The sequence below is a fragment of the Arthrobacter sp. B2060 genome, assembly GCF_059090445.1.
In genome coordinates this window covers 121,849-141,550 of the sequence record NZ_JBNHFR010000001.1, presented here as the reverse complement: position 1 = coordinate 141,550, position 19,702 = coordinate 121,849, and the positions used below count along the sequence as shown (strand labels likewise).

Here is a 19,702-nt window from a genome sequence, read left to right as displayed (position 1 = left end):
TCACGGCCGTCGGCGCCGCCGCTCATAAGCCGCGGGCCATTTCCAGGACAGCCATGGCGGCGTTGTGCCCTCCGATGGCGCTGACAGCCCCGCCCCGGCGCGCACCGGAGCCGCACAGCAGGATGCGCTCATCGCGCGTGGCCACGCCCCAGCGGCGGGCAGGGGTGTCCAGCGGGCTGCCGTCCTCGACGAATGGCCAGTCGAGGCCGCCGTGGAAAATGTTGCCCCGCGGCATTCCGAGCGCGTGCTGGATGTCCCGTGTTGTTTTGGTTTCGATGCACGGGCTGCCATCCGGTGCAGTCATGATGAGGGGCTCGATGGGCTCGGCAAGTACGGTATTCAGGGACCTGAGCACGGCGGCCTGCAGCTCCGCCCGCCGGGCATCGTTATTCTCCCCGGTGATGAGGCGGTCCGGGACGTGCAGGCCGAACACCGTGAGGGTGTGAGCGCCGGCATCCTGAAGCTCCTGAGACAGAATGCTGGGATCCGTCAGCGAGTGGCAGTAAATTTCGCAGGGCAACGGCTCGGGAACGGATCCGGATTCGGCCGTCAGATACGCCCGGTCGAGCTGGTCCCATGACTCGTTGATGTGGAAGGTCCCGCCGAACGCGGCCTCGGGGCCAACAGCGTCGTCGAGGAGGCGCGGGAGCCGGGTGAGCAGCAGGTTCACTTTGACCTGGGCGCCTTCCCGGGCCTGATTCGGATGTGCAGGCCTCGCATCCGATGCGCTCCCGGATCCAGTACCGCGCGTCCGCAGCCGGTCCAGGACGGCAGGGGCAACGTTGGCGAGCACCCAGCTCGCTGTGGCCTCGTGCTGCCCGCCGGCGCGGCGGTAGCTCACGCGTCCGGCGGGATCGATTGCCGTCACTTCAGCGCCGGTGAGCACGGTGGCACCTGCGTCACGGGCGGCCCGCTCCAGCTCCGCGGACACCGCCCCCATGCCGCCGATCGGCACGTCCCAGTCGCCGGTGCCGCCGCCGATCAGGTGGTACAGGAAGCAAATGTTCTGCTGGAGGTCTGTGTCCCCGGCCCGGGCGAACGTGCCGATCAGGGCATCGGTCAGGACAGTGCCGCGCACCAGGTCATGTTGCAGGGCGCCGACGATGGCTTCGCCGATGGGCCGCTCCATCACGGCGTCCCAGGCCTCCGCGGCGCCGGCAGCCGAGGCCAGCGTCCGTGCCTCCGAGCGCGTCCGCAGCGGGGCCGTCATCGTGGGCCAGAGCGCCGCGGTGAGCTCGCGGCAACTGGCGTAGAAGCTGTCGAAAGCCTCCGCCTCGCCCTCCGGAGCGCCGATGGCGGCGAACGATGCCGCGGTGGATGCGGCATCGCCATTGTCGATCAGGAGGCCCCGCCCCGGACGCGACGGGTCCGGCGTGTAGGACGAAATCCGCCGGCGGGCCAGCCGGATCCGCAGCCCGAGGTCATCGATGACCTGCTGCGGCAGGAGGCTGACCAGATACGAGTAGCGCGAAAGGCGGGCCGCGACGCCGTCGAACGCCTGGGCCGAGACGGCCGCCCCGCCGGACTGCCCGAGTTTTTCCAGCACCAGCACGCGCTGGCCAGCTTTCGCCAGGTACGCGGCGGCCGCCAGCCCGTTGTGTCCGCCGCCCACCACGATGGAGTCGAATGCCTCGTTGCCGGTCATGCGAACATCCTGCCACCCGGGACGTCACGACGGCGCCACGCGTCCGCTACCCGGACGGAAAAAAGTGTCCGGGTACGCAAAAGGCCCCGGTCCGGGGACCGGGGCCAAACGCGGAGACGGGGGGATTTGAACCCCCGGTGGAGTTGTGCCCCACACTTCATTAGCAGTGAAGCCCATTCGGCCGCTCTGGCACGTCTCCATTCGCTATTACTAGCCAACCAAGGATACGCAGAACCGGCCATGCAGTGCAAAACGGCGCACCGCGCGGCCCTGTGGGCTCGGGTGTGCGCCGCTGGCTGTCAGGCGGTCCCGCCGGCCAGCGACTTCCAGAGAAAGTGCTGGCTCCGGGTCTGCAGCGCGGCGGCCTGCCTGTTGTCCGAAGCGCCGGCGTGCCCACCCTCGAGTGCCTCGTGGAACCAGACGTTGGGGATGCCCATGGCCTGCATGCGGGCGGCCATCTTGCGGGCCTGCACCGGGCCCACCCGGTCATCGGAGGTGGCTGTCCAGATGAAGGTTTCCGGGTAGTCCACGCCGTCCTTCAGCAGGTGGTAGGGCGAGAAGGTCCGGATGAAGTCCCAGTGCTCCGGGAGTTCGGGGTCACCGTACTCGGCGATCCACGAATGCCCCGCGGACAGCTTGGTGTACCGCCTCATGTCCAGAAGGGGAACGCCGCAGGACACCGCGCCGAACAGGTCCGGGTACCTGGTCAGCATGTTTCCCACGAGAAGGCCGCCGTTGGAGCCGCCGACGCAGCCTAAGCGTTCCCGGCTCGTGACGCCCCGCGAGATCAGGTGTTTCGCCACCGCGGCGAAGTCCTCGAAGGCCCGGTGCCGGTTTTCCTGCAGCGCCGCCCGATGCCAGGACGGCCCATATTCGCCGCCGCCGCGGATGTTGGCCACGACATAGACGCCGCCGCGGCTGTGGGGCGCAACGCCGTCGGATGGGGCGGTCCGGCGCTCCAGCCAGGCACGTCCCACGGCGCCGCTGTAGGCCGGCGTGCGGGACACCTCAAAACCTCCGTAGCCGGACAGCTGGGTGGGGTTCTGACCGTCCAGCACCAGGTCGCGCGCCGCAATCTGAAAGTACGGCACCCGAGTGCCGTCGTCGGAAACGGCGAAATGCTGCTGGACCTCGTACGCCGCGTCGTTGAAGAACGACGGCGATGCCTTGACCACCGTGTGGCTGCTCACCACGCCCTCGTCCCCGGCAGGGTTTCCGCGCGTAAGGGTTCCGCGGGTCAGGGTGGTGGGGGTGGTGAATCCGGTGGCCACGAGCCAGAAATCGTCCCCTGCCCCTCTCGGGCCGCCGGGGGAGCGGTGGTCACCCTCGGAGCCGCCCTCGGCGTCGTCTTCGTCATCCACGGCGAAGGCATTGACGTCGTGCAGCGGAGGGCAGGCGTCCAACACCGAGGACGACCACCCGGCAGACGGGTTGAGCACGCGGATTTCCGAGGAGACGTCGCGCAGCAGGTTGAGCAGCAGGAAGTTCCGTGTCCAGCTCCAGGACTGCAGGGACGTGTGGGCATCCGGGGTGAAGAGGACGGTCAATGAGCGCTCGCCGGCAATGTAACGGTCAAGGTCCGCCGCGAGCAGCGACCCGGCCGGATAAGTGGTTCCGTCCACCGTCCACTCGCGGCGCGGCCGGAAGACCAGCCAGTCCCGGTGGGCGCTGAGATTAACGTCCGTGGGCACATCGATGGCCGTCCAGGACCCGTCCTGCAGCAATGACGTGGTCCTGTTGAAGAAATCGATCCAGTCCACCGCGAAGGTCCGCTCGAAACCGGGCGTGGAGTCGTGCGTCACGATCGCCATCATGTGGTCCTCGGGGATCTCGAAGATGCGGGCGGCATCGGCCAGGGACTGGCCGCGACGCAGCCTCACGGCGGTGCGCGCATAGGACGAGGCGGTCCGCGGCAGGCCATCGGCGGTGCTGGCGACCAGCAGGGTGTCCGCATCCAGCCACGAGACGTTCCCCTTCGCCGTCGGCAGGTCAAACCCGCCGGCTGCCGGGTCAACGAACGTGCGGGTCTCGACGTCGAACTCGCGGTAGCGGTCGGCGTCACCGCCGTCGGGGGACAGGGCCAGCAGCGCCAGCCGGTAAGGCTGGCCGGGCTCCGGCCGGAGGAAGTTTGCCCCGTGGAAAACCCATTCCTCCCCTTCCTCTGCCGCGAGCGCATCCACATCCAGCAGCACATCCCATTCCGGGGCGTCGGTGCAGTAGCTCTCCCACGTGGTCCGGCGCCACAGGCCCTTCGGGTTCTCCCGGTCCTTCCAGAAGTTGTAGTACCAGCCGCCGCGCTTGGTCACCATGGCGATCTTGTCAGTCGAGTCCAGCACTTCGAGGATCCCGCCCTCAAGGCGCGCGTACTCCGCGTCCTCCAGCAGGTCCTCTGTCCGGGCGTTCTGCTCGCGGACCCAAGCCAGCTGTTCTTCGCCGTAGATGTCCTCCAGCCAAATGTTTTCGTCGGTGGGCTCGGGCGCGGTTCCCTCGGGAACGCTGCCGGACGCGAAGGCAGAATCAGCTGCGGTGGTGGTCATCGCCCCATCCAAACAACATCCCGGCTCAGCTAGCAAGTCACATGCCGATACTCTGGATGCCGTGGTCACATCGCAAAGTATCCGGACGGCACTGATAGGCGCCGGCCCGAGGGGTACCAGCGTACTGGAGCGGCTGCTGGCCAACTGGGCCGCCGGCGGGGCCGTCCGGGCGGGATCCCGCCTCCACATCGATGTGATCGATCCCCACCCGGCCGGCCCAGGGCATGTGTGGCAGCCCGGGCAGTCGCGCCTGTACCTGATGAACACGCAGTCGTTCTACCCCACGCTCATCCCGGAGGACCCGCAGCTGGCCGCGCCCGTGGCCGGCACGACGTTCGACCGCTGGCGGCAGCGCCAGCAGCAGGACCCCCTGCCCGCACTGACGGAGGACGATCGCGCCGAACTCGCCGTCCTCGGGTCCCGCGACTTCCCCAGCCGCGCACTGTACGGCCGGTATCTCCGCTGCACGCTCGAGGAACTGCTCGCCGTACTGCCCGACGGCGTCACCGTGGATTTCCACGAAACGGCGGCAACCGCCGTGCGGCGAGTCGGGGACGGAAAGTTCGACGTCGAACTGGCCGGCGGCGGCACGTTCACCGCGGACTCGGTGGTGTTCGCCCTGGGCCACCTGGACTCCCGTCTCAGCCCGGAGCAGCGGCAGCTGCAGGCAGCAGCCGCCCAGCTGGGGCTGCGGTACTTTCCGCCCGCCGTCCCCGCAGACGTCGATTGGTCCGCAGTCCCGGCCCGGGAACCCGTGCTGGTCCGCGGCATGGGGCTGAACTTTTTCGACGTGATGGGCCAGCTCACCGAGGGGCGGGGCGGAAAATTCGTTGACGCCGGAGACACCCTCGAATACCTGCCGTCGGGACAGGAACCGCTCATCATCGCGGCATCCCGGCGGGGCACCCCGTACCGGGCCAAAGCCAGGCTGGAGGGCTACTACCCGGCGTCGGTGACCCTGCGGTACTGCACCGGGCAAGCGCTGCAGCGATTCGAGTCGACAGGCATCATCCCCGCTTTCGACCATGACCTCTGGCCCCTCCTGCACCGCGATGCCCTGTGGGCCTACTACTCCACGCTGATGCGCTCGGAGCCCGGAGCGGTGCCCGATCCCGCAGCGTTCCTGGACGAACTGGACGAGGCGCTGCACCCGCACGCGCATACCACGGCGAAGTGGGAGGAGACGGTCAGAGCCGTCGTCGAAAGCCATGTCCGCCCTGAACATAGGCTGGACCTGCTGAGCCTCGCCGCGCCGCTGGCGGGACGGACTTTCGAATCCCGTGCCGATCTGGATGCCGCCGTCGTCGACTATCTGCTCGACGACGCCCGCCGCTCAGCCCTTGGCGAGGGCGACCCCGTGAAAATGACCATCGGCGCGCTGCACCACGGCAGGGCGGTGCTGAAGTCGGTGGTGGCCGACGGCGGCATCACCGACGAGTCCTGGGTCGCCGGCCTGCGTGGCTGGTTCGAGTCCTTCGTGGAGGGCCTGGCAAGCGGTCCGCCGGCGCTCCGGGCCGAGCAGCTGGCCGCGCTGGCACGGGCGGGGGTGGTCAGCTTCGTCGGGCCGGACCCCAAATTTGGCCTGGACCGGAAGGCCGGGCTCTTCACGGCCGCCTCACCGTGGGTGGCCGGCGGCGCCGCGGCAGCGCGCACCATGGTGGAGGCCCTGGCACCGGCCAACCGGGTGACCGTCAACGAGTCGCCACTGCTGCAGCAGCTCCTCGCTGACGGCCTGGTGCGGCCGCGGACCATGATGACCGTGGAAGGGACTCCCGTCCAGGCCACGGGGCTGGATGTCAGGCCGCACCCGTACCGCCCGGTGGCCGCCAATGGAGAAGTCTCCGGGCGGCTCTTCGTGCTGGGCCTCCAGCTTTCGTCAAACCAGTGGGGAACGGCCATCGCCGCAGAGGCCGTGCCGCAGGCCGGACCGGTCTACCCCAGCGGCCAGCGCACCCTGCGCGACGCCGACGAGATAGCCCGCGCCATCCTCGCCCTCTGATTCGACGCTCCCGCAGTTTCTGCCGTCTTTCGGGCGACCCTCCTGCAGTTGCCGTCGTCTTTCGGGCGACCCTCCCGCAGTTCAAATGCAGAATGCTCCCCGCCGCTGCGGGGAGCATTCTCTGCCGGCATCCGGGTCTGAGGTTTAGCCCCTCAGGCACTTCCTGTACTCGGTCAAGGCGATGGCGTATCTGATCCAACCGGCGAGGTCGTACCAGCGGGTGGGCGGAACGGGGGCCGTGCACACCGGCGGGACGGGACCGCTGGCTGCGACCCTAACCGCGGCTTTGACCACCGTTCCGGACTCCGCGGCAGTCAGGGTCAAGGTTCCCCCGCCGGGAGCCGCCTTGGCGGGAACGGCGAGATTCACCGTGGCCGTACCTCCCGAAACCGGAATGGTGCCCAGCGGAGTGGACGTTCCGGCAGAGTCGGTGAACACCGCACTCAGTGACCTGTTGACCGGGCTGCCCAGCGAGGTCAGGTCCAGCCGGGAGACCTCCAGCGTCATGGGGTCCCCGGCTTTGACCTCGGCCGCCGTGGTGTTCACCAGGGCAACCGTGCGCCGCGCGAAGTCCGGTGCCACCGGGGTGTGCTCCTGGAGGTACCTGATCCAGGCGTCCCGGTCCACGAGTCCGGAATCCTTAGTGCCGGCGCCCCCCGAGAAGATCCGGAAGTTGTCGCCGCCGGAGGCCAGGAAGCTGAAGGTGCCGATCCGGTAGGACTTTGCCGGATCCATCAGGTTCCCGTCCACCCGGATAGAGGTGATGCGGTCGCCCGCCGGTCGGGCGGCGTCGTAGGTGTAGTTGACGTTCCTGGACAGCCCCAGTTGCAGGTAGGGGCGGCTGGGAACCGTCCCGTCGGCGTTGGTCTGCCACTGCTGTTCCAGAAGCGTCTTGAACTGTGCCCCCGACAGGGAGGTGGTCCACAGGTTGTTCACGAAGGGCAGGACAGAGTTGGCCTCGGCGTAGGTGATGGTTCCGTCGGGCGCGAAGTACAGCTCGTTGCGCAGTCCACCCGGGTTGACGACGCCGATCTCCGCGCCGCCGGTCTCCGGGGCCTTCAGGGCCTCCACGAGCGAATCCGCCACGAGGTTGCCCAGGGTGGACTCGCTCGCGCGGTCATCCCGCTTGGCAGGTGTGGTCTCGGTCGCCGGCGTAAAGGCCGTGGTGATATCGGCGGTCACCTTGCCCACCGGCTGGTTTCCGATTTCCGCGGCATCGGCCAGGGCCTTCTTGACGATGGCGTCGACGGCGGCCACCCTCGGGTAGGCGGCTATCAGGTCAGCGGCTGCGTCGGTGGTGCGTTTGACGTTCCCCGCTTTGTGGCCGGTGACCTCTTTGGTCGTGGTGTCGACGGTCAGCTGGATTCGGCCGATGTGCTCGCCGTAGTTGCCGGTCTGCACAATGGGCCGGGTTTTGCCGGGAACGCCGGGCACGGGTGCGTCCCAGGCGTATTCCTTGTGTGTGTGGCCGTTGAAGATCGCGTCCACGTCGGCGGACGTTTCGGTGACCAGCTTGGCGAAGGGGCCGCCGGCGGCGACTTCCTGCTCCAGGGTGGCGCCTTCGGGCGTTCCGGCACCGGCGCCGTCGTGGTTCTCCACGATGATGACGTCGGCAAGCTCCCCGGCCTTGATCTTGCCAGCGACGCGGTTGATGGCGTCTACGGGGTCTCCGAAGTCCAGATCGCTGATCCCAGCGGGCGTGACCAGGGCCGGCACTTCCTGGGTCACGGTGCCGATGACGGCCACCTTGATGCCGCTCATCTCGAGGACCGTGAACTCCGGAAGGACGGGGTCGGTGGTGCCCTTCCTGTACACGTTGGCCCCCAGATACGGGAACCGGGCGCCGGCGGCGACGCGGTCACGCAAGTCAGCCCACCCGCCGTCGAACTCGTGGTTGCCCACGGCGGAGGCTTTCACATCGAGGGCGTTCAGGACGTCGATGGTGGGCTGGTCCTTGGCAACGGCGGAGGCGAAGAGCGAAGCCCCAATGTTGTCCCCGGCAGACAGGAAAGCGGTGGCCCCCGGAGCGGCCTCCGCGCGCAGCTTCTCGACCGTGCCGGCGAACAGCACCGTGTTCGTATCGATGCGGCCGTGGAAGTCGTTGATGCCCAGGAAGTTCAGGTCCACGCTGGCCGGCGTGGCCGGTGACGCCGGCAGGTCGAGACCAACTACAACGGGGTCGTGGTCGCTGGCCCGGTACTGGTCCGGCGCATAGTAGTTGGTCACGTTGTTGTTATACCTGCTGTACTCCAGCGCGACGGACTCCACCGAGTTGATGTTCCAGATGTCGGCGCCCGTCACCGCTGCGTCGGCGGCAGGTGACGCCAGGATGTGGTCGATCGAACCCGTCAGGCCGCCGAAGAGGTAGGAGTGCTTGGCCGTTCCATCGGCGTGCTTCGCCTTCTCGTCCTGGTTCACGTAGCCGGCCGCGGTGAGGACGTTGATGGGGTCCTCCTTGGCGTAGGCGTTGAAGTCGCCCATCAGGAAGACCTTGTCGGTTCCCTTCGACGCTTTCAGCCCGTCGGCGAAGGCCACCAGGGACTTCGCCTGCTCAGTGCGGGCAAGGTTTGAGGCTCCTTGCCCCTTGTCGGTGTCGTCCGGGGTGGCGGCGGATCCCTTGGACTTGAAGTGGTTCGCGATGGCGATGAACTTTTTGTCCTCCGCGCCGCCCACCGGCCTGAACACCTGGGCCAAGGGCTTCCGGGCGCTCGCGAAGGCCACGGTGTCGTTGTGGATGACGGATTCGCCGACGGGCTCGGCCGCGGCTTTCTTGAAGATGAAGGCGGTGCGGATCATGTCCTCGTCCGCCAGCGGGGGAGCGTTGGCTGGTGAGCGGACGTAGTCCCAGATCCCGGGGGTGGCGATGTTGAGCGCTTCCACGAGCTTCGCCAGGGCGTCGTCCCGGTCCTTGCCGAACTGCGCGGAGTTTTCTACCTCCATGAGGGATACGACATCGGCGCCGGCCTTCGTGATCGCAGCCACGATCTTGTCCTGCTGGCGTTTCAGGTTCTCCGCATTCGCGGCCCCTCGGACGCTGCAGCCGTCCTTGACGGTGATGGGGTTGCCGTCCCTGTCAGTGTAGAAAGTGCAGCCCGCCACCTGGTCCCCGGTGGTGGTGAAGTAATTGAGCACGTTGAAGGAGGCGATTTTCAGGTTTCCGCCCACGGCGGCGGGGGCGTCGGTCCGGGTGGCGCCGAAGGATGCCGGCTGGACGGCGTCTGCATTTGCCGCCGTCAGGTGGGTCAGCGGCTGGAACTTCCAGGCGTTGTTGGCGTAGCCGAGCACCACATTCGTTGTGAAGGTCACCGGGGACCCGACCCGGACGGGGTCCGTTGCCGTCAGGTACGGGAGAACCTGCGACTTCGTGGCGGTGTCCTTCAGGAAATTGGTGCTGGCGCCGTCGTCGAGCCTGATCCCGCGGGCGGCGTTGGCCGCCACCGTCGCCGTGTACTCTGCCGAACCGTAGGGGGCGACGGCGGTCGGCTGGACCAGGGTGGTGGTCCCGCCGGACAGGCCGATCTCGCCGTACTGATTGAGGGCGTAGTTGTCCGAGACCGTGAACGCGCCCTGTGGCGCGAGCAGCATGCCTTCCAGCGACTCGCGGAACGGCTCAGCAGCCGGCAGGGAGAATCCGGTGGCCTTGACTTCGGGTGCCGCCTCGGTGAGTTTGGTCAGGCCCGCGGCGCTGCCCACTGAAACCTGTGTCATGCCGTAGAACTCGCTGACGGTTCCGCTGACCTCCACGTGGTCACCGGTCCGGACGCTGCCCACCGTTGCGGGGGAGAAGACGAAAACAGCGTCCGACGCCGCGTGGTTGGCTGGCGTCAGATCGCCGCCGGTTCCCGGCGTCTGAAGGTAGTAACCGGCGAAGCCCCCGGTGGGGAAGACCGCCGTCACCCGGCCCCTCGTGGTCACAGCGGAGCCGGCCAGCGGACTCGCGGCGCCCGTTCCCTGGATCTCGGCAATGGTCGTAAGCGCGCCTGGATTCGGATCAACGGGTTCCGTGGGAGCCGGGTCCGCGGCCTGGTTTGCCGCTCCCGGCGTAATGGACGGGCTCAGCATGAGATCTGCGGCGTTATTGTTGCTGTCCGTGCCCGAGGTCCGGTTCAGGCTCCGAACGTCTCCGTTGCCGGACGGCGCCGCTGCCACCTGGGTTTCGAAGGTATTGGACGTTCCATAGCCCAGCAGGTCCGCGACGTTTTCAGGCTCAACGACCGAACCGGTCGGGAGCGGGTTGAGAGCCGTGGCCTGCCTGGCAAGCACGATCGTACCGGTAGTGCCTGACGGGCTGAATCCCGGGGCCTGGACGTCGGCGGCGGGAAGATCCGGGGCCGTGGAAGCCGTGTTGTTGGTTCCGCCTTTGACGACAAAGTATCCCTTCGCGGGGATGCTGCCGCTCAGCTTCCCGATGTTGCTCGGGGCTCCGGTCGCAGTTGCCGAGCGGTATTGGATGGACCAGCCTTCCAGCGAAACAGGGGAGTCCGAGGAATTATAGAGCTCCACGAACTTGTTCTTGTACGCCGCTCCGGCGCTGCCGCCGCTGAGGTAGGCCTCGTTGATGACGACGGGCGATGATCCTGCAGCGGCCGGCGAGTCCTCCACTGCATTCGCAGGGACAGCGGTCAGCGGGGCTGCGATGAGCCCCGCCGACAACACTGCGCCCAGTGTGAATTTCCAAGGTGTTTGATGCATCCGCTCTGGCTCTCACTAAGGGTGTCCCGGGTAAGGGACCCAATGGAATGTGCACACACTTACTGCCAGCAGATGGACCGGGCACGGCGTCTGGTGAGGCAGTTCCGGGCCATCAGAACAGGGCCGGATGAACGCAGGGTTGATGGCGCGTGCATTTGGCGGAACGCTCCCCAGCGGAACGGACTGCCCCCCCAGCCAGCACAAAGACTACCGGCCGGTAGCTTGATGGACAGCTGCCGGCCGGTAATTTCTTTCGAAGAATTTTTACAGGGGAATCGAAGGAACTCAGCCCTGCGCTGACTGGCCGGTGTCCGCTACGATTTTAAACATGGCGCCGGTGGGGTCGGTCCGCGTTGCGATCCGCCCGAAGGGAGTGTCGTCCGGTCCGTCAACGACTGTCCCGCCCATGCTGATGGCTTTTTCGATGGACGCGTCGGCATCTCCCACGGCGAAGTAGACCTGCCAGCTGGACGGGACCTCAGCAGGGAGGTAGCCGGAGGCATCCATGATGCCGGCCTTGGCGTCCTGGCCGGCCCCCAACGTGGTGTAGCGGAACTCCGGGGTGTCGCTCATGACGTCCGTGTCCCAGCCAAAGACCTCCTGGTAGAACTTCACCGCGGCGTCGTAGTCCTTGGTGTGCAGCTCGTGCCATGCAGGCGCGCCGTTCTCGGCCACCAGCTCATACCCACGCATTTCCCTCGACTGCCACACTCCGACGGCAGCGCCGGAGACGTCGCCGAAGAACGCCATCTGGCCCTGCTCGGGGATGTCCATGGGTTCCACGTAGATTTCCCCGCCGTTTGCGGTGACAGCCGCGGCCGTAGCAGAGGCGTCGTCCGTGCGCAGGTACGTGGCCCACGTATCCGGCATGGCACCCTGGTCCGCCGGCTTTTGCATTATGCCCGCGACCATCTTGCCGTTCTTGTTTGCGGTGATGTAACCGCCGTACTTTTCCTGGTCACCGGTCTGGAATTCCCAGCCGAACAGATCGCCGTAGAACTGCTTCGCGGTGTCAGGGTTGGAAGTCATCAGGTCAATCCAGCAGGGCGCACCGGGCGTGATCTCAGGCGTGGGCATAGTCAGCTCCTGTCTGTGTGCCGCGGAATGTATGTCCGCAGGTCAAGGGGATGTTGAGACAGGACCGACACTATGCCGGGGCTATGACAGTTTCAATGGTGTCCGCCGTCAGGGGCGGTCGGAAAACGACGTTCCGGGCTCGTTGTCGTCGTCGGCCTCAACCCACTCGATGAAGTCCTTAAGGGACATGCACCAGTAGTAGTCCGAGTACCTCAGGCTCTGCTTCTCGGCCTTGCTCACGACGACTACCTTCCCCCAAAAACGGCGGCGGGTGGGGAACGGTGCCCTTATCTCGGAACCGGGGCAGGAGCACCGTTGGTTCCTTCAAGTGAACGCCCTCAGGGGCGGTCCGCGCATGAGTGGTGCGTACTCGATTTTTCCGGGCGCCGGTACTCGCCGGTACTTGTTTTCCGGTTCCGGGTACACGCGATACCTGCACACGCAAAAGGCCGGTGGGACCAAACCTGCGGTCGGCCCCACCGGCCCTCATAGTGCGCACAGTGCGCCGCGCGGAAGGTAAGAGATTCGAACTCTTGGTACGGGGTTACCGCACACTGGTTTTCAAGACCAGCTCCTTCGGCCGCTCGGACAACCTTCCCTGACTAGTAGTGTTTCATAGGCAGTTGGCTGCAACAAAAACCGAAATGTGGCGGTTGCTGCCGCTGCGCACTATTTTTGGGGCAGGAATCAGCTAGAAATCGGGAGTTCTCCATGAAAGCCGTCTACATCTCCGAGCCGGGCGGGCCGGAAATGCTGGAAATCCGGGAGGTCCCGGCTCCCGTTCCCGGGCACGGCGAGGTCCTGATCGACGTGGTGGCGGCAGGCCTGAACCGCGCGGACGTGCATCAGCGGAAGGGCTTCTATCCGCCGCCGCCGGGCGCCTCGGAGGTTCCGGGGCTGGAAGTTTCCGGCCGCATCGCCGGTTTCGGCCCGGGGGTCACCAAACCCTTCTCCATTGGAGACAAGGTGGTGGCGTTGCTGGCCGGCGGCGGATATGCGCAGCAGGTCGCCGTCCGTTCGGAGCAGGTAGTCAGAATTCCCGACGGCGTTGACCTGGTCACCGCCGCGGCCCTCCCGGAGGTTGCCGCGACCGTCTACTCCAACCTCATCATGACCGCCCAGCTGCAGGCAGGTGAAACGGTCCTGGTCCACGGTGCCACCGGCGGGATCGGCACCATGGCCATCCAGTTTGCCAAGGCGATCGGGGCCACCGTCGCCACCACGGCCGGCACCGACGAGAAAGTCGGCACGGCCAAGGCTTTCCTGGGGGCCGACATCGCCATCAACTATGCGGAGGAGAATTTCGCCGAGAGCCTCCGGGCCCAGAACGGCGGCAAGGGCGCCGACGTGATCCTGGATGTCGTGGGTGCCAAGTATCTGCAGCAGAACGTCGACGCCCTGGCTGACTACGGCCGGCTCATCGTCATCGGACTCCAAGGCGGCACGAAGGGCGAACTGGACCTCGGACAGCTGCTGCGGAAACGCGCGGCCGTCGTCGCCACGGCACTCCGGCCCCGGCCCGTGGAAGAGAAGGGCGCCATCATGACGGCCGTCCGGGACGCCGTGTGGCCTCTCATCGCCGATGGGCGGGTCCATCCCCTCGTGGACAAGACATTTCCTTTGGACCAGGTCAGGGCTGCCCACGAATACTTCGACGCGGGGGAGCACGTAGGCAAGATCCTGCTGGTGGTTTAGTGTCCGTCCGGCACAGTCTCCTGGCCCTGCTGCACGACCGGCCGCAGTACGGCTACCAGCTCAGGAGCGAGTTCCACGACCGCACAGGCTCCGCCTGGCCGCTGAACATCGGACAGGTCTACACCACGCTTGACCGGCTGGAGCGTGACGGTCTGGTCCGGAAGGAAGGCGGCGACGGCGGCAGCCAGGTGGTCTATGGCATCACCGGTGCCGGGGCCGGGGAGGTGCGGGCCTGGTTCTCCTCGCCCGTGGAGCGCGGCACGCCGCCCCGCAACGAACTGGCCATCAAGCTCTCCCTTGCCCTGACGCTGCCCGGAGTGGACGTGACCGCCATGATCCGGGTCCAGCGCGCAGCCTCACTGGCCGTGCTGCAGGAATACACGAAGTCCAGGCGGGACATGGCCGCCAGCCCGCGCAGCGCCGACCTCGCGGGGCTGCTGGTGCTGGATTCCCTGATCTTCCAGGCAGAGGCGGAGGTCCGCTGGCTGGACCTCTGCGAGGCGCGCATGGCGCAGCTGGCACCGGCCCCGGTGACCGCTGAACGCTGACCCGTGACCGCTTGCCGCTTTGTCCGGCGGCACCCGGCGAGCGAGCGTATCGATTCGGGGCACCCGTTGGTAATGTGCGCTTGAGAGGGTTGTCACATTTTTTGATCTCAAGGAGGAGACATGAGCAGCATGCCTGGCAGCAGGGCTCGGACCGCGGACGATGATCTGGAACTGACACCGGACCCGTCACTCCCGCCGACCGCCGTGGATGACGCGGTCCGCGAAGCGGAAGAGAAGAAGTGGACTCCCACCAAGATTGCCGTCTGGGTGGCGATCGCGCTGCTGGGCGGCGTGGCCTGGTTCATGCTGGCGATCATTCGTGGAGAAACGGTCAACGCGATCTGGTTCGTGTTCGCGTCCGTCTGCACGTACCTGATCGGCTACCGCTTTTACTCGAAGGTGATCGAACGCTACATCACCCGGCCGAACGACCGCCGCGCCACTCCGGCCGAATACAAGGCGGACGGCAAGGACTATGTCCGTACCGACCGCAACGTCCTGTTCGGCCACCACTTTGCCGCCATCGCGGGCGCCGGTCCGCTCGTTGGACCCGTCATCGCGGCCCAGATGGGCTACCTCCCCGGCACCATCTGGATCATCATCGGCGTCGTGCTGGCCGGAGCCGTCCAGGACTACCTCGTCCTGTTCTTCTCGATGAGGCGCGGTGGCCGCTCCCTGGGCCAGATGGCCCGCGAGGAACTCGGCGTGATCGGCGGAACAGCCGCCCTCGTCGCGACGCTGCTGATCATGGTGATCATCGTCGCCATCCTCGCGCTTGTCGTCGTGAACGCTCTCGGCGAAAGCCCGTGGGGCGTCTTCTCCGTGGGAATGACCATCCCCATTGCCCTCTTCATGGGCGTCTACCTGCGCTTCATCAGGCCAGGAAAAGTCATGGAAGTGTCGCTGATCGGCTTCGTCCTGCTCATGGCAGCCATCATCGGGGGCGGCATGGTCGCCGAGACTGAGTGGGGCGCCGCGTTCTTCCACCTGGACAAGGTCACCATCGCGTGGGGCCTCATCGTTTACGGCTTTATCGCCGCGATCCTGCCCGTGTGGCTGCTCCTCGCTCCGCGCGACTACCTCTCCACGTTCATGAAGATCGGCGTCATCGTCATGCTGGCGCTGGCCATCATCGTGGTCCGCCCCGAAATCACGGTGCCGGCCTTCAGCGAGTTCGCCAGCCGCGAGAACGGTCCGGTGTTCCCCGGGGCGCTGTTCCCGTTCCTCTTCGTCACGATTGCCTGCGGCGCGCTGTCCGGCTTCCACGCACTGATCTCCTCCGGCACCACGCCGAAACTGATCGAAAAGGAACGCCAGACCCGCCTCATCGGCTATGGCGGCATGCTGATGGAATCCTTCGTGGCCATCATGGCCCTCGTGGCAGCCATCTCCATCGACCGCGGACTGTACTTCGCCATGAACTCGCCCGCCGCCCTGACCGGTGGAACCGTGGAAACCGCGGCCACCTGGGTGAACAGCCTCGGGCTCACGGGCGTGAACCTGACACCGGACCTCCTGTCGCAGACGGCGGCCAACGTCGGTGAGGAAAGCATTGTCTCCCGCACCGGCGGCGCACCAACACTGGCCGTAGGGCTGGCCCACATCATGCAGCAGTTCATTGGCGGCACCGCCATGATGGCGTTTTGGTACCACTTCGCCATCATGTTCGAGGCGCTGTTCATCCTGACCGCCGTGGACGCCGGAACCCGCGTTGCCCGCTTCATGCTGCAGGACTCCATCGGCAACTTCGTCCCGAAGTTCAAGGAGCACTCGTGGCGGCCGGGAGCCTGGCTCTGCACGGCGATCATGGTCGGTGCGTGGGGTGCGGTGCTGCTGATGGGTGTCACCGACCCGCTGGGCGGCATTAACACCCTGTTCCCGCTGTTCGGCATCGCGAACCAGCTGCTTGCCGCCATCGCCCTTTCGGTATGCATGGCCATCGCGGCCAAACGCGGCACCTTCAAGTACCTGTGGATTGTGGCCCTGCCGCTGGCCTTCGCGGCCGTGGTCACCATCACTGCCAGCTTCCACAAGATCTTCTCCCCGGTGCCGGCTGTCGGCTACTTCGCCAACAACGCGGCCTTCTCCCGGGCACTGGCGGACGGCAAGACGGAATTCGGTACCGCGAAGACCGTTGCCGCCATGGAAGCCGTGGTCCGCAACACCATGATCCAGGGGTGGCTGTCGGTGATCTTCGTACTGCTGAGCATCATCGTCATCATCACGGCCATCATCGCCACCGTGAAGGCCTTCCGCCACGAGGCCTCCGGCCTGGAGCACGCGGACCACGAGGACCCGGCGGTCGCGTCCAGGGGCTACGCGCCCGCAGGACTGATTCCGACGCCCGCCGAGCGTGAGCTGATGGCCGAGTGGAACAAACTTCCGGCGGACCTGCGGCTTGAGAAGTCCGCCCACCACTGATGCGGAGCCGGTCATGAACGCGATAGCAGAAGGGTTCCGGGGCTTCGCCCGGTACCTCGGCGGAGTGATGGGGGCCGACGCCTACCAGAAATACCTGGAGCACCACTTCGCCTCGGGGCACCTGGCCCAGCCGATGACGGAGCGGGAATTCTGGCGGGACAGGACGGACCGCCAGGACAGCAACCCGCAGGGACGGTGCTGTTGACCATGGCTGTTCCCTCCGCCGCGCTGTCGATCCGCAGGATCGGGCCGGAGGACGGTGCATCGCTCAATGCCCTTGCGGAGACGGACAACCTGTTCGATGAAGATCCCGCCGTGGCGCCGTCGGGCGCGTTAACGCCCGACGGCGCCAGGGACTTCCTGGCGGATCCCACCGTCCTGTTCTGGCTGGTTCAGTCGGAAGACCGGACGGTGGGCTTCCTGCATTGCTGCGTGCAACGCCGTCGTACTGCCGGCCCATGGGCCGAACTGCTCCTCATGGAGATGGGCACCCACGCCAATTACCGCAGGCAGGGCATCGGGCGCGCCCTGATCGGCGCCATGGAGGACTGGATGCGTGCCAACGGGGTGCGCGACGTATGGGTTCCTGCCAACACCTCAGCCGTTGGCTTCTACCGGAAATGCGGTTTCGCTACGGACGAAGGCGAAATCCTGGTCAAGGAGCTTCATTGACTGGACTCCGCATTCCGGGCTCATGAGAGTATGAACGCATGACCGATCCGAACGACACTCAAACCGGCCCTGCGGCTGCCTCCGGCGCCGGCCTCCAGGCAGCGCGGCCAGGTGACGACGTCCCTGTGGAGGGCACTCCCGTAGAGGTTGAGGCGATCCCTGCCAATGGCGACAAGCCCGCGGAGCCGGCCAAGCCGAGGGGAAGCAGCCTTCAGGACCTCGTGGACGAGCCGGCCAAGGTAATGCGCATCGGCACCATGATCCGCCAGCTGCTCGAGGAAGTGAAGTCGGCACCGCTTGACGATGCCGCGCGGGGCAGGCTTGCCGAGATTCACGAGCGCTCCATCAAGGAGCTCGAGGACGGCCTGGCGCCGGAACTGGTGCAGGAGCTGGAACGGATCAGCCTGCCCTTCCCGGACGACGGGACGCCGTCGGACGCCGAGCTTCGGATCGCCCAGGCCCAGTTGGTGGGCTGGCTGGAAGGCCTGTTCCATGGCATCCAGACGGCGATCGCCGCCCAGCACGCGGCACGGGAACACGCCATGGCGCAGATGCAACTGAAGCAGCTTCCTCCCGGGACGGTCATCGCGCCCGGGGTAGTCATCGGAGAGAACGGCGAACCGCAGCGGGCGAAGGCCCCGCAGCAGCCGGGCTCGGATCCGCTAAAGCCGGGCCGGCAGGAAGAACCTGACCACGGCCCGGGCCAGTACCTGTAGGTCCGGCTTGGGGTTCTTCACTGCTGCCCGGCAAGGGCGGAAAGACGACGCCGAACTCGGTAAGGGGCTATGGCGCCGCGCCAACGACCGCTTCCACAGGGGTCTGGACCGCTACCACCAGGTCCTCGAGGGCGTGGAGGATGAGCAGCTGTATGCCGAGCTGGTCGACATAGCCAACCAGCTGGCGGAATTGTCCGGCCGTGTCCGGAAAGTCTGCGTCGAGGCGCAGCTGCGTTCCCCAAGCGACGGGCTGGACATCCCGCACTCACTGTCCGGTGTCCACCGTGCGCTGTCGAAGGCGGGAAATTCCCTGGCGGCCACGGCAGAGGCGGCAGCGATGCTGCGGCTTGCGGTCGGCCCGGTTCCCGTGGGGGCAGCCTCGGTCTGGAGGCGGGCAGAGACCGTCTTCGAACAGGTGGCGGATGCTGAGCGGCTGCTGGCCGAATCCTGAGTCCCTCAAAAAATTCCCGCCACCGGGCATTAAGCGCCTAGCTTAGCTTCCGGACATTGGCTGCATCCCGGCGGGAGTGTTGGCAGGATGGATGAATGACTCCTTCACCGACACTGACATTCAATGACGGAAACACGATTCCCCAGCTCGGCTACGGGGTGTGGCAGGTGGAAGACGACGTTGCCGAAAAGGTCGTCTTCCAGGCTTTCCAGGCGGGGTTCCGCCACATCGACACGGCCAGGATTTACGGCAATGAGTCCGGGGTGGGCCGGGCCATCGCCGGTTCCGGGCTGTCGCCGGAGGAACTCTTCATCACCACCAAGCTGTGGAACTCCGACCAGGGCTACGAATCAACGCTTGCGGCGTTCGAGGAATCCATGGAGCGCCTGGGACTCGAGACGCTGGATCTGTACCTGATCCACTGGCTCCAGCCGAAACAGGACAAGTACGTGGACACCTGGAAGGCCCTGATTGAGCTGCAGCAGCGCGGCCGGGTGAAGTCCATCGGCGTTTCCAACTTCACCGTCGAGGGACTGCAGCGCATCATCGACGAAACCGGAGTGGTGCCTGCCATCAACCAGGTGGAACTGCACCCCTTCTTCAACCAGGCCGAGCTCCGCGAGTTCAATGCCTCGCAGGGCATTCTGACCCAGGCCTGGTCGCCGCTGGGTCAGGGCGGCGAGCTGCTGGAGGATGCCACCATCACCGCCATCGCGGAGAAGCACGGCGCCACGCCCGCCCAGGTGGTTATCGCCTGGCACCTGGCCATCGGCAACGTGGTGATCCCCAAGTCCGTCACTGAGTCGCGGATCCGCGAGAACTATGCGGCGCTGAACATCACCCTGGACGCCGGGGACGTGGAAGCCATCAACGGCCTGGACCGCACGGCCGCCGGAACGGGCCGCATCGGACCTGATCCGGCCGTCTCTGACTTCGCCTGATCTCAGTCACGACTACCGCCGCGCGGGCCCTGCACCGCTGAAACTGCCCTTGCGGCAGCACCATTCAACGGGGCGGGGCCCGTGTGAGCCACGGCGTGCGCGGCCCGGGCGCGAGTCCCGTCAGGCGGCCGCTTGCTGCTGACGGATGGCCACGGCGTCAACGGTGGCCCAGTCGTCCTCACAGGACAGGCAACGGCTCATGAACCGCTCGGCGGCGGCGGAGGTATCAAAAACCTCGGTCCGGATCCGGCCGCTGTCGGCTTCGAAGAATGTGACGTGGAATTCCTGGTTCATTTCCATGACTCCAT

The 19,702-nt window shown here is 66.5% G+C and carries 15 protein-coding genes and 2 tRNA genes; 9 read left to right on the top strand and 8 right to left on the bottom strand.

Features of this window, described 5'->3' with window-relative positions; all coding sequences use genetic code 11:
• Positions 1-22 precede the first annotated feature (22 nt).
• The 3 genes from AC5RUM_RS00700 to AC5RUM_RS00690 all read right to left on the bottom strand — a co-directional run bounded on the left by AC5RUM_RS00700 (position 23) and on the right by AC5RUM_RS00690 (position 4,182).
• The gene (locus tag AC5RUM_RS00700; RefSeq protein WP_494033141.1) at positions 23-1,645 is read right to left on the bottom strand and encodes a phytoene desaturase family protein; all 1,623 of its coding nucleotides are present in this window, start codon (positions 1,643-1,645) and stop codon (positions 23-25) included.
• Positions 1,646-1,756: 111 nt separating this feature from the next.
• Positions 1,757-1,844 (bottom strand) — tRNA-Ser (locus tag AC5RUM_RS00695).
• A 100-nt stretch (positions 1,845-1,944) separates the two neighbouring features.
• Positions 1,945-4,182 carry a prolyl oligopeptidase family serine peptidase gene (locus tag AC5RUM_RS00690; protein ID WP_494033140.1) on the bottom strand — a complete coding sequence of 746 codons (2,238 nt, stop codon included), beginning with the start codon at positions 4,180-4,182 and terminating at the stop codon, positions 1,945-1,947.
• A gap of 61 nt (positions 4,183-4,243) precedes the next feature.
• On the opposite strand from AC5RUM_RS00690, the gene AC5RUM_RS00685 reads away from it, so the two are divergent.
• Complete coding sequence (locus AC5RUM_RS00685; protein WP_494033139.1) at positions 4,244-6,181, top strand: FAD/NAD(P)-binding protein; 1,938 nt, start codon at positions 4,244-4,246, stop codon at positions 6,179-6,181.
• A gap of 144 nt (positions 6,182-6,325) precedes the next feature.
• Here AC5RUM_RS00685 and AC5RUM_RS00680 read toward each other — a convergent pair whose 3' ends face one another.
• The 4 genes from AC5RUM_RS00680 to AC5RUM_RS00665 all read right to left on the bottom strand — a co-directional run bounded on the left by AC5RUM_RS00680 (position 6,326) and on the right by AC5RUM_RS00665 (position 12,548).
• Complete coding sequence (locus AC5RUM_RS00680) at positions 6,326-10,873, bottom strand: ExeM/NucH family extracellular endonuclease (protein WP_494033138.1); 4,548 nt, start codon at positions 10,871-10,873, stop codon at positions 6,326-6,328.
• A 285-nt stretch (positions 10,874-11,158) separates the two neighbouring features.
• Positions 11,159-11,950, bottom strand: a complete 792-nt coding sequence (locus AC5RUM_RS00675; protein ID WP_494033137.1) for a VOC family protein — start codon at positions 11,948-11,950, stop codon at positions 11,159-11,161.
• A gap of 108 nt (positions 11,951-12,058) precedes the next feature.
• The gene (locus tag AC5RUM_RS00670; protein WP_400579971.1) at positions 12,059-12,190 is read right to left on the bottom strand and encodes a hypothetical protein; all 132 of its coding nucleotides are present in this window, start codon (positions 12,188-12,190) and stop codon (positions 12,059-12,061) included.
• Between the two features lie 270 nt (positions 12,191-12,460).
• A tRNA-Ser gene (locus AC5RUM_RS00665) sits at positions 12,461-12,548 on the bottom strand.
• 113 nt (positions 12,549-12,661) lie between these two features.
• On the opposite strand from AC5RUM_RS00665, the gene AC5RUM_RS00660 reads away from it, so the two are divergent.
• The 8 genes from AC5RUM_RS00660 (at position 12,662) to AC5RUM_RS00625 (ending at position 19,394) form a co-directional block, all read left to right on the top strand.
• Positions 12,662-13,645 carry an NAD(P)H-quinone oxidoreductase gene (locus AC5RUM_RS00660; RefSeq protein WP_400579973.1) on the top strand — a complete coding sequence of 328 codons (984 nt, stop codon included), beginning with the start codon at positions 12,662-12,664 and terminating at the stop codon, positions 13,643-13,645.
• Positions 13,645-14,193, top strand: coding sequence for a PadR family transcriptional regulator (locus AC5RUM_RS00655; protein ID WP_494033136.1), 549 nt, complete (start codon positions 13,645-13,647; stop codon positions 14,191-14,193). Before AC5RUM_RS00660 ends, AC5RUM_RS00655 begins: the two co-directional genes overlap by 1 nt.
• Before the next feature lie 129 nt (positions 14,194-14,322).
• The gene (locus AC5RUM_RS00650; RefSeq protein WP_494033854.1) at positions 14,323-16,614 is read left to right on the top strand and encodes a carbon starvation CstA family protein; all 2,292 of its coding nucleotides are present in this window, start codon (positions 14,323-14,325) and stop codon (positions 16,612-16,614) included.
• A 13-nt stretch (positions 16,615-16,627) separates the two neighbouring features.
• A complete protein-coding gene (locus AC5RUM_RS00645; RefSeq protein WP_494033135.1) occupies positions 16,628-16,819 on the top strand; it encodes a YbdD/YjiX family protein in 192 nt (63 codons plus the stop codon).
• 2 nt (positions 16,820-16,821) lie between these two features.
• On the top strand, positions 16,822-17,286 hold the full coding sequence (locus AC5RUM_RS00640) for a GNAT family N-acetyltransferase (protein WP_494033134.1): 465 nt from the start codon (positions 16,822-16,824) through the stop codon (positions 17,284-17,286).
• A 38-nt stretch (positions 17,287-17,324) separates the two neighbouring features.
• A complete protein-coding gene (locus tag AC5RUM_RS00635) occupies positions 17,325-18,002 on the top strand; it encodes a bacterial proteasome activator family protein (protein WP_494033133.1) in 678 nt (225 codons plus the stop codon).
• A 7-nt stretch (positions 18,003-18,009) separates the two neighbouring features.
• Positions 18,010-18,453: a hypothetical protein gene (locus AC5RUM_RS00630; RefSeq protein WP_494033132.1), complete on the top strand. Its 444-nt coding sequence runs from the start codon at positions 18,010-18,012 to the stop codon at positions 18,451-18,453.
• Positions 18,454-18,548: 95 nt separating this feature from the next.
• The gene (locus AC5RUM_RS00625; protein WP_400579984.1) at positions 18,549-19,394 is read left to right on the top strand and encodes an aldo/keto reductase; all 846 of its coding nucleotides are present in this window, start codon (positions 18,549-18,551) and stop codon (positions 19,392-19,394) included.
• 120 nt (positions 19,395-19,514) lie between these two features.
• Here AC5RUM_RS00625 and AC5RUM_RS00620 read toward each other — a convergent pair whose 3' ends face one another.
• The gene (locus AC5RUM_RS00620; RefSeq protein WP_494033131.1) at positions 19,515-19,694 is read right to left on the bottom strand and encodes a hypothetical protein; all 180 of its coding nucleotides are present in this window, start codon (positions 19,692-19,694) and stop codon (positions 19,515-19,517) included.
• Between the last annotated feature and the right edge of the window lie 8 nt (positions 19,695-19,702).